The 9,289-nt window shown below is 43.1% G+C and carries 7 protein-coding genes and 1 pseudogene; 2 read left to right on the top strand and 6 right to left on the bottom strand.

Going from position 1 to position 9,289, the window contains the following annotated elements:
• The first annotated feature begins 63 nt into the window (after window positions 1–63).
• Window positions 64–1,080, top strand: coding sequence for a response regulator (locus tag QT994_RS17140; RefSeq protein ID WP_333176391.1), 1,017 nt, complete (start codon window positions 64–66; stop codon window positions 1,078–1,080).
• 223 nt (window positions 1,081–1,303) lie between these two features.
• On the opposite strand, the gene QT994_RS17135 is transcribed toward QT994_RS17140, so the two are convergent.
• From QT994_RS17135 to cobA, 6 genes and pseudogenes are all read right to left on the bottom strand, one after another.
• A complete protein-coding gene (locus tag QT994_RS17135; protein ID WP_333176389.1) occupies window positions 1,304–1,516 on the bottom strand; it encodes a hypothetical protein in 213 nt (70 codons plus the stop codon).
• A gap of 120 nt (window positions 1,517–1,636) precedes the next feature.
• On the bottom strand, window positions 1,637–2,215 hold the full coding sequence (locus QT994_RS17130) for a Uma2 family endonuclease (protein ID WP_333176387.1): 579 nt from the start codon (window positions 2,213–2,215) through the stop codon (window positions 1,637–1,639).
• 87 nt (window positions 2,216–2,302) lie between these two features.
• Window positions 2,303–3,487, bottom strand: coding sequence for a tetratricopeptide repeat-containing serine protease family protein (locus tag QT994_RS17125; protein WP_333176385.1), 1,185 nt, complete (start codon window positions 3,485–3,487; stop codon window positions 2,303–2,305).
• 232 nt (window positions 3,488–3,719) lie between these two features.
• Window positions 3,720–3,920: pseudogene (locus QT994_RS17120) on the bottom strand (type II toxin-antitoxin system death-on-curing family toxin); the annotation flags it as partial.
• 12 nt (window positions 3,921–3,932) lie between these two features.
• A complete protein-coding gene (locus QT994_RS17115; RefSeq protein ID WP_333176383.1) occupies window positions 3,933–4,076 on the bottom strand; it encodes a hypothetical protein in 144 nt (47 codons plus the stop codon).
• A gap of 239 nt (window positions 4,077–4,315) precedes the next feature.
• Window positions 4,316–5,881, bottom strand: coding sequence for a uroporphyrinogen-III C-methyltransferase (gene cobA, locus QT994_RS17110; RefSeq protein WP_333176382.1), 1,566 nt, complete (start codon window positions 5,879–5,881; stop codon window positions 4,316–4,318).
• Window positions 5,882–6,022: 141 nt separating this feature from the next.
• Here cobA and QT994_RS17105 point away from each other — a divergent pair, with 141 nt between their 5' ends.
• Window positions 6,023–9,241, top strand: a complete 3,219-nt coding sequence (locus tag QT994_RS17105; protein ID WP_333176380.1) for a glycosyltransferase — start codon at window positions 6,023–6,025, stop codon at window positions 9,239–9,241.
• Window positions 9,242–9,289 lie beyond the last annotated feature (48 nt).

Here is a 9,289-nt window from a genome sequence, read left to right as displayed (position 1 = left end):
ATTAATAATTAAATGGGGTCGCAAAATCAAAAATAAGGGTAATGCTTGTATCACAGTTTAAATGTGCAACAGCTTAATGCGATTAAGTTTACTAATCAAGGAAGCGTCACCTTACGAGTAAGATCAGAACAGAGCGACCAAACGTCCTGTCGCCTATGTTTTGAAATTGAGGATACTGGAGTGGGAATTGCTCCAACAGAAGTTGAGAGCTTATTTAAGGCGTTCGTGCAAGCTGAAGCTGGGAATAAATTGAATCAAGGTACTGGTCTAGGTCTAGCTATCAGCCAAAGATTTGTCCAACTCATGGGTAGTCAGATTCGGGTTCAAAGCACATTGAATCAGGGCAGCATTTTTTACTTTGAACTTGGGGTAAACTTACCTCAAGCAGTCTGCCTTGCCTCAGAATTGCCTAAACAAAGAGTGATTGGTATAGCTCCAGGACAACCAACTTACCGCATCCTTGTTGTTGAAGATGTAGAGGAAAATCGCCGCTTATTGGTCAAACTCCTTACCTCAGTCGGTTTTGAGGTGCGCCAAGCAACACAGGGAGTTGAAGCACTATCCCTGTGGGAAAGTTGGTCCCCACACCTGATTTGGATGGATCTACGAATGCCGATTATGGATGGCTACACAGCTATTAAACGCATTAGAGAACATCCTCATGGACAAGAGACTGTCATTATTGTTTTAACTGCCAGTGCTTTTGAAGACGAGCGAGAGAAAGCTCTTATGGCTGGTTGTGACGACTTTATGAGCAAGCCATTTCAGGAAAGGCTCGTCTTTGACAAACTCGCTCAACACTTGGGAGTAGAGTACATCTACACAGTTGTAGGAAAAGATTCCCCCAAACTATTTGTTGATTCTTTATCTCCCGAAGATCTAGCCGTGATGTCATCTCAGTGGTTAGAACAAATGTATCAAGCTGCCTACTATGTTGATCCTGAAGTCATGAACGAGCTAATCAAGCAAATTCCCGGATCTAAATCCACCCTTTCCCGTTCGCTAATTGATTGTATCAATAACTTTAAGTATGACCAAATTATAGAGTTAATTCGACCTCTGCTCCCGAATCCACTTTAGTGATCGAGTTTAAGGACAAAGAAGCTATAGTGCTCTAAGGAGTGGCTATATCTCCAATAAACCTCTCCCATAATTACCTCTCTTTACCAGCTTGGTTTGCTGCGGGTACATTAAAGGCTCCGCAGTCATAAACCAACGCTTAAATATGGGTTTCAACGGTTCATCAATACAGCATATTCCATGTAGATGTAGATTGGGAGAAACCGGGTTTCGAGCAACAGAATCAGTAATGATGCGAGAACTGTAAAGAAACGTGATTTCTGGGGTGTACTTCATAAACTTGGAATACGCGGTAAAACTTGCCGACAAATAACAGCGGAGAAACAATCGACAAACTGATGATTTTTTCCAGCATAGGCGGATACTCCAACAAGTTGAAGTAACCCGCTTTAATCTGATCTAGCTGTCGTTTCTGAAAGTCGGTGATTTCTGGCACCTCGTCTTGCCATTCTCTAAAAAATTGGTCGTCTGTGACAAGTTGCAGGTCAAAAAGCGTTTTTAATTCTTCTAATGTGACATTTTTAGCTTGAATTTTTTGAACCCTAATTTGAATTTACTAATTCCCGATTTTTTGCAAATTTAGAACAAATCCCGGCAAAACATTTTCTCCTGAAATGGTGAGAGGAGATGTTAAGACTTCCACTTTTTGACCGAGGCGATAAATTTCAACTTCCCGTTTTTTGTGGTTAATCAACCAACCCAAACGGCAGCCATTTTGCATATATTCTTGCATTTTTTCCTGGGTCTTTGTCAATCTGTCACTCGGAGAAAGAAACTCGATTACAAAATCAGGACACAAGGGGATAAAATTGTCTTTTTGTTCAGGTGTCAAAGCTTCCCAGCGGGCTTTTTCTACCCACGAGACATCAGGAGAGCGATCGGCTTTATTGGGCAGAGTAAACCCTGTGGAGGAATCAAACACTTCTCCTAGTTCAGTTCGCTCGTTCCACGTCCAGATTTGAGCATTCGCTGTTGAGTTGCTTTTTCCCGTTTCTCCTCCGGTTGGGGGCATGACAATTAATTCTCCGTTGGCATTCCGTTCTAGTTTTAATTCCGGGTTTTCTTCACACAGTTGATAAAACTGTTCTGAAGTTAGTTTGATAATGGAATTGAGGTTTAAGGTGATAGCAGTCATTGTTATTTACCTGCTGTTTTTAGGAATTTGATTAAGAATTAAAAATGGGATTAGTCATTTTTAATTCTTAATTTTTAACTTCTAATTCTACTGCAATTGTTTGATTCTGTTGAGCGCGTCTTGATAGGCGCTGGTTCTGCCGCCTTGCTTGTAAAGTTCTGCTGCTTTTTGAAAGTCGGCAATTGCTTTCGGTTGGTCTTTGTTGTCCAGGTAAGCTAAAGCTCGGTTATAGTAAGCGTCCGCAAAACCGGGATTGGCTTCGATCGCGCTCGTGTATGCTTGAATAGCGCTGGGCGCGCGGGTTGAATCGATGCTGGTGCTGGTGAGGAGAGTGCGGGCATTGCCGATGTTGAAGTACAATTCGGGAGTGTAATTGGGCTTAAAAGCGAGTGCTTTGTTGAAATCGGCGATCGCGTCCCAAGGATTGTTTTGATCTAACAGCGAAAGTCCTCGAAAATAATAAGCTTGGGCGTCTTGAGGATTAATGGTGGATACGGGGCCTTGAGTTGCGGGAGTATTGTCTACTTTCAACTCGGATTTGTTGATTCCCGCCGCCAGCAGCTTCGCGATAAATGTATTGATTGGAACTGCTGCGTTAAATCCGGTTTTAATCGGGGCGACTTCGCCGGAACTCGTTTGCGCGAAACCGAATTCCCCTTGTCCGTGTAAACCGATGACTCGGCCTTCGGAGTCAAAAACTGGACCGCCACTCATGCCACTCCAAGTTACGGCTTGATACCGCAAGGTGTAACCTTCCGGGCGGTTGCCGGGGCGGCTGGTAACGAGTCCGGGAGAGAGTTCGGGTTCTCGTTCCGCGCCGAAAAGTCCGCCGGTAGCGGGATAGCCATAAACGAAGATTTGAGTGCCAATGACGGCTTGATCGGAATCTGCGATCGTGGCTACTGGATATTCTTCGGGGCTTTCAAATTTGACTACGGCTAAATCTGGGTCAGTTTCGGCGGTTTGCAAACGGGTGACTGCCGTTGCTTGATAGTTTTTGCCGATCGACGTGCGAACGGTGTATTTCACGTCTGCTTTTTCTACGACGTGATTGACTGTTAAAACTGTGTAAGTTTTGCCTTTTTTGGCAATAATTACCCCAGAACCGTCTCCTATGGAACTGTTAATTTGTACTGTCAGCGGCCCGGCAATGCTGGCGACTTCTTGGGGGGTTTTGGCGATCGCGGCTTGGCTGATGACTATGGTTAAGGCTGCGGTAGTTCCTGCTAGCAGGGTGGTTAAGGTGTCGTAACGAGAAAAATTTATATTCATGGCTATTGCTAATTTGTAGTTGGGTAGCGGGATTTGCGGGAGAAAGGGCGATCGGCGATTTGTGCTTTTTTGTGTTTAGTTTTCTTACTGGCTTGACGCAAAGGATCTAGGCTTTGTTCTTTAGTGATAATTTTACTCGCTTTTTTGTTCCGCGATTCGCTATTTCAAGGTAGGGTGAGTACGCCGCAGCTTACTTAATCTCAATGAATGCGGCCCAACTTACTTATTAAAACTAAACAATACATGACTCGAACTCGGTGCTTAATTCTTCCTTAGTCATCGTTCCCCGTGCGACTTGCATGACTAAATCATATGCTCGATCGTCCGTTAAATTCAGAGTGCAACCATTTAAACGCAAAAATGTATCTGTCACCGCAAAAGCCGTTCGTTTATTGCCGTCAATAAAGGGATGATTCATCGCTATGTGATAGAGAGAGGCGGCAGCTTATTCGCTAATTGTTGGATGCAAAAATTGGCCTCCAAAAGTTGCTTGCGGTTGAGCCAAAGCCGACTTTAAAAAGCCTTCGTCTCTGACGCCTAGAGTGCCGCCAAATATCTCTATCTGTCTGGCGTGGATACTTAAAACCATACTTTTGCTGACAAAATTAGGTGTTGGCAAGGCGACGGTAAACCTCCTTTCTTTCGCGTTCTGAATCTAGATATGCCTGCCATGCTTTGGCTTCTAGTTTTTTTTTTCTTGTTCAGTTTTTAAGGAACGGACAAATTCAAGCACTTTCAGCAGCACGGGTTCTGGTACTTGGTCTAGTTCTTGAAGAAGTTGGTCTTTTGCGGTCACGTTTCTTTCCTCCTAATGATCGTAGAACTATTTTACAACCTCGCTTGTGTCCATTGGACGATCGCCTCAGTCAATCCGTCTAACGTGTATTCTTTGGCTTCTACGTCTAACTTACCCAATAAATTATGGCAGCTTTTGGAAGTTTCAGGGCCGATGGATGCGATACAAACGCTTTCCAACCAATCCTTAGAGAAGGATAATTCAGGGGTTTTTTCTAGGAGGTTACAAAAGTTATGGACGGTTTTGGAACTGGCAAATGTTATGATATTTATAGCTTGATTTTGTAGTGCGGATAGGGCGATTGGGTCGATAGTTTCGGGACAGCAAGATTGGTAAGCTGGTACTTCTATTACTTGCGCTCCTTTGGCGGTAAATTCTTTAACTAAAACTTCTCTGCCGCCGCTTTCTACTCTGGGAAATAGAATCTTGCAGTTTTGCAAGTTGTCGGGGAAGTTCTCGACTAGAGAATCGGCGACAAAGTTGGGGGGAATAAAGTCGGGTTGTAGAGAGTGCGATCGCAAACTTTCTGCTGTTTTTTTCCCGACTACTGCAATTTTAATACCAAACAAACTCCGGGCGTCTTTGCCTTTTGCTTGTAATCGTTGAAAAAAGCAGTCTACAGCGTTGTGGGAAGTGAGAATTAACCAGTGAAAGCTTGACAATTGTGCGATCGCACTGTCTAATGGTTCCCAAGTGGACGGCGGCCCAATTACCAAGGCGGGCATTTCGATAACGCGGGCTCCTTGTTGCTGGAGTCGATCGCTAAATTCAGCAGACTGAGAAACTGATCGCGTGACTAAAATGGTTTTTCCTGCTAGCGGCAATTGGCTGTTATTAGTGGTGACAGGTGTATCGATCATATTTGTGTTTTCTGGCTGGATTAAATATTCGCGCAATCTAACTACTTCCCCAATTACGATCACGCAAGGCGATAGAGATTGACCTGCTGTTTGCTGTACAATGTTGCAGAGAGTGCCGAGCCAAATTTGCTGTTCGGGGCGGCCACAATCTCGGATAATGGCGATCGGAGTTTCGGGCGATCGTCCGTGCTTTTGTAATTGCCAAATGATCTCGCTTAAATTGCGCCCTCCCATCAATATTACCAAAGTTTCTATCTGCACTAAAGCTTCCCATTCAAGAGCATCCGGTTCGTGGGCGCTCATCACTGCAAAACAGCGACTCATTACAGGATCGGTGAGGGGAATTCCTGCTAGTAAAGGTGCGGCTAATGCTGATGAGATTCCGGGTATTACTTCAAACTCGCAGCCCGCTGTAATTAATGCTTGAATTTCCGAACTAGAGCGACCAAAAATAAATGGATCGCCGCTTTTTAAGCGTACTACTTGTTGGTCTAAATTGCAATGTTCTACCAGCAAACGGTTAATTTCTTGCTGCTGGGTGGAAGGTTTGCCGCCGCGTTTCCCGACTTCGATTTTCCGACAAGTTGCTGGGATTAATTCGAGTTGCGGGATGTCGATGAGAGCATCGTAGATTAAGACTTCGGCTTGGCATAGCAGTTTGTGCGATCGCACTGTCATCAAGTTACAATCTCCGGGCCCCGCACCGACTAAATAAACTTTCCCTTTTTGGTTTTTCACAATTCCTCCTCGATAGTATAGTTTTATGAATATTGCTAGCCTATAGTAAGGTACGCATGGTGCACCCTACACTATAGTAAGGCGCGCCGAGGCGCACCCTACGGTATACTCAGCAGTTTGATTGTATAATAAAAGCTATTTATGCAGATTATCATCATCACGGCCGCCGATGCAAATTACTTTGAATTGGTGCGAGGCACTATTTTATCGGTGCGGGAAAAACCAGAGGGTGAAAATGTGGCGATCGGCTTTTTCGATCTCGGCTGCACTCCCCAACAGTTGCAGTGGCTGGAAACACAAGTTAATATCATTAAAAAGCCCGATTGGGACTTTGACTTTCCTGGCAGAAATGAAGCTCCCGAACATTTAAAAGGATTGTTAGTTAGACCTTATTTGCGAAAATACTTTCCCAATTTTGATATATACCTCTGGATTGATGCGGATGCTTGGGTGCAAGACTGGAGAGCAATTAATTTGTTGGTTGAAGGAGCATCGCGCCGGGGACTGGCAATTATTCCCGAAGTTCACAGGGCGAGCTTGCAGCAGTACGGGCAACTTCCTCAGTTTTGGCAGTGGGTTTATCAACAATATGAAGCTAACTTTGGTGAAGAAATCGCTAATAAATTCTACAGTTATCCGATATTAAATGCCGGAGTTTTCGCCCTCCGAAAAGATGCTCTGCACTGGGAAATATGGGCTGAGAAACTCAATCAAGGATTGCAAAGATCCGGCTGTGTCATGACCGATCAATTTGCCCTCAACCTCGCTGTTTACAGTGGCGAATTGTTCAATCTGACTGAAATGCTCCCAGCTTGGTGCAATTGGATATTCAACGGTTTTCCGGTTTGGGACAAGCAGCGAGGCTGTTTTGTGGAGCCGTACTTGCCGCAGGAGGCGATCGGCATTTTGCATTTAGCTGGCCGCCAGCAGTTTGACCGAGTACAATTGATGGCAACTGACGGCGATATACTGGAAATTAGCGTCCGTTATCAACCTAAAAAACAGGAAGCAATACAAATAATTCAAAAACTAAAAATGACTTACCAACAACCTGAACTTAGCCAAAATAATTTATTACAACCAGGAGATTATGTTTCCCCTGGGCTCCAAATAATTATACCTGACTCCTATTTCCCTAATATGATTATTGCCGCCCCAAATGCGAGTAACTGGCCTTATTTGCGCCGGGAAATTCCGCATAATTGGTATGCAGACAAGCGCTATCCATTCATCGGCTTTTTGAATCGCGACGAAGCACATATTCTTTACAATACAGCCCTGCAATTCAAAGGTAAAAAAGCCTTAGAAATAGGCTGCTGGCTAGGGTGGTCTGCCTGTCACTTAGCCCTCGCAGGAGTTGAGTTAGATGTCGTCGATCCGCTGTTAGAAAGAGAAGATATCAGACAAAGCGTAATCGATTCAATTCAAGGTGCTCTAAATGCGTCGGGCGTTCAAACATCAGTCGAGCTAATACCCGGCTATAGCCCCCAAAGAGTAGAAGAATTTTCCGCTCAATTCAACCGCAAATGGTCGTTAATTTTTATTGACGGAGAACACGGAGGTGATGGGCCGTTAAATGATGCCATTGCGTGTGAAAAATTGGCTGAGGAAGATGCAATAATTTTATTTCACGATTTAACCGCTCCCGATGTTGGTAAAGGTTTAGATTACTTGAAGCAAAGGGGATGGCAAACAGTAGTATATCAAACAATGCAAATTATGGGGGCTGCTTGGCGGGGCAATGTCGAGCCAGTAAAACATCAACCAGATCCCAAGATTTCCTGGCAGTTGCCAGCACATTTACACGGCTACAATATTAGCAGTTTAGAGGCAATTAATTCTCAAAAAGCCAGCCAAACCAATCAAAACCAACAGTCATCTTATACAAGAGATTTTTACCAATTAATCGGAGAAGGAACTCGCACTTCGGCTAGAGAAATTATTCCCCTGCTATTAGACTTGCTGCAACCCATTTTACCTAAAAGTGTGGTAGATGTGGGCTGCGGTACGGGAAGTTGGTTAGCTGCGTTTCACCAGTTGGGAATTGCTGATTGTTTGGGAATAGATGGCGATTATGTCGATCGCACTATTTTGCAAATTCCTTTAAATCAGTTCCAATCCGCCGATTTAAAGCAACCGCTGCAAATAAACAGAAAGTTTGACTTAGCAATTTCTCTAGAAGTTGCCGAACATTTGCCGACTACCTGTGCCGAAAACTTTGTTAATTCTCTCACTCAACTAGCACCGGTGATTCTTTTTTCTGCTGCGATACCATTTCAAGGAGGCGTCGAACACGTTAACGAACAGTGGCCACAATATTGGGTGTATTACTTTCAGAAAAACGGCTATGCAGTTATTGACTGCTTGAGAAAAAAAATATGGAACAATGACAAAGTAGAGCCTTGGTACGCTCAGAATATCGTGATTTTTGTTAAACAAGAATACTTGTCGAGATATCCGAGGTTAGTAAATGAATATCAAAATACCGATCTGAATCAATTAGCCATCGTCCATCCCAAAATTTATTTTTACAGCTTGCAAGCTGCTAGAAATTCGGCACATAATTTACAATCAGAAAGTGTCAAACAAGTTTCAGCCTCGCCACAATTGGCAGATCGACCTTTGGTATCTGTGATTATTCCCTGCTACAATCAATCTCATTTTTTGGTGGAAGCAGTAACTAGCGTCATTAACCAAACTTACAAAAATTGGGAAATTATCATTGTCAATGATGGCAGCTTAGATACTACTAGCACAGCAGCCAAAAATTTGATAGCAGCAAATCCCCAGCATCAAATTAGGCTAATAGAACAAGCTAATCAAGGGATATCAATGGCTAGAAATACTGGCATATCGGCAGCAAACGGCGAATACATAATGCCCTTAGATGCCGATGATATTTTAGCTCCAAATGCCTTGATTTGTCTTTTAGAAATATGTCTAAAATCCAAAGTACCTTGCATAGCATTTGGTTCTTATCAACTTTTTGGTGGCAATAAAAATCACACAATACCCAGTTATGATTTATATTCACCAAACAAGATCAAACAATCTAATATGATTTGCACGTCTTCATTGTATCACAAATCAGTTTGGAATTTGGTCAAGGGTTACAAAGCAGAGATGAAAGAAGGTTATGAGGATTGGGAATTTTGGGTTAATTGTCACAAACATAGCATTCCTTTTTTGGGAACGAGAGAAATAGTTCTTAATTATCGCCAGAATCATGGTTCTAGGAATGAAAATGCTCAAAGTTACTATGATAAATTGGTAGCACAAATTGTTTCTTACAATCCAGAACTATACGATATTGAAAGTGTAAACAGTGCTAACAAACTATTGAAATTAATCGCAAATTAATCTTTTTTATAATGACTAAAGTCTTTTCTAAGAACAATTTTCCAAAAG

The sequence above is a fragment of the Microcoleus sp. S13_B4 genome (assembly GCF_036700885.1).
Taxonomy (GTDB): Bacteria; Cyanobacteriota; Cyanobacteriia; order Cyanobacteriales; family Microcoleaceae; genus Microcoleus.
Note: the sequence above shows the minus strand (reverse complement) of the source record. Positions and strands in the feature narration are given on the sequence as shown.

What these genes read in the sequence shown, in the direction of transcription:
- QT994_RS17130 (WP_333176387.1), bottom strand. Translation starts at nt 2,215, where the DNA reads ATGACTGCTATCACCTTAAACCTCAATTCCATTATCAAACTAACTTCA.
- QT994_RS17125 (WP_333176385.1), bottom strand. Translation starts at nt 3,487, where the DNA reads ATGAATATAAATTTTTCTCGTTACGACACCTTAACCACCCTGCTAGCA.
- QT994_RS17115 (WP_333176383.1), bottom strand. Translation starts at nt 4,076, where the DNA reads ATGGTTTTAAGTATCCACGCCAGACAGATAGAGATATTTGGCGGCACT.
- QT994_RS17105 (WP_333176380.1), top strand. Translation starts at nt 6,023, where the DNA reads ATGCAGATTATCATCATCACGGCCGCCGATGCAAATTACTTTGAATTG.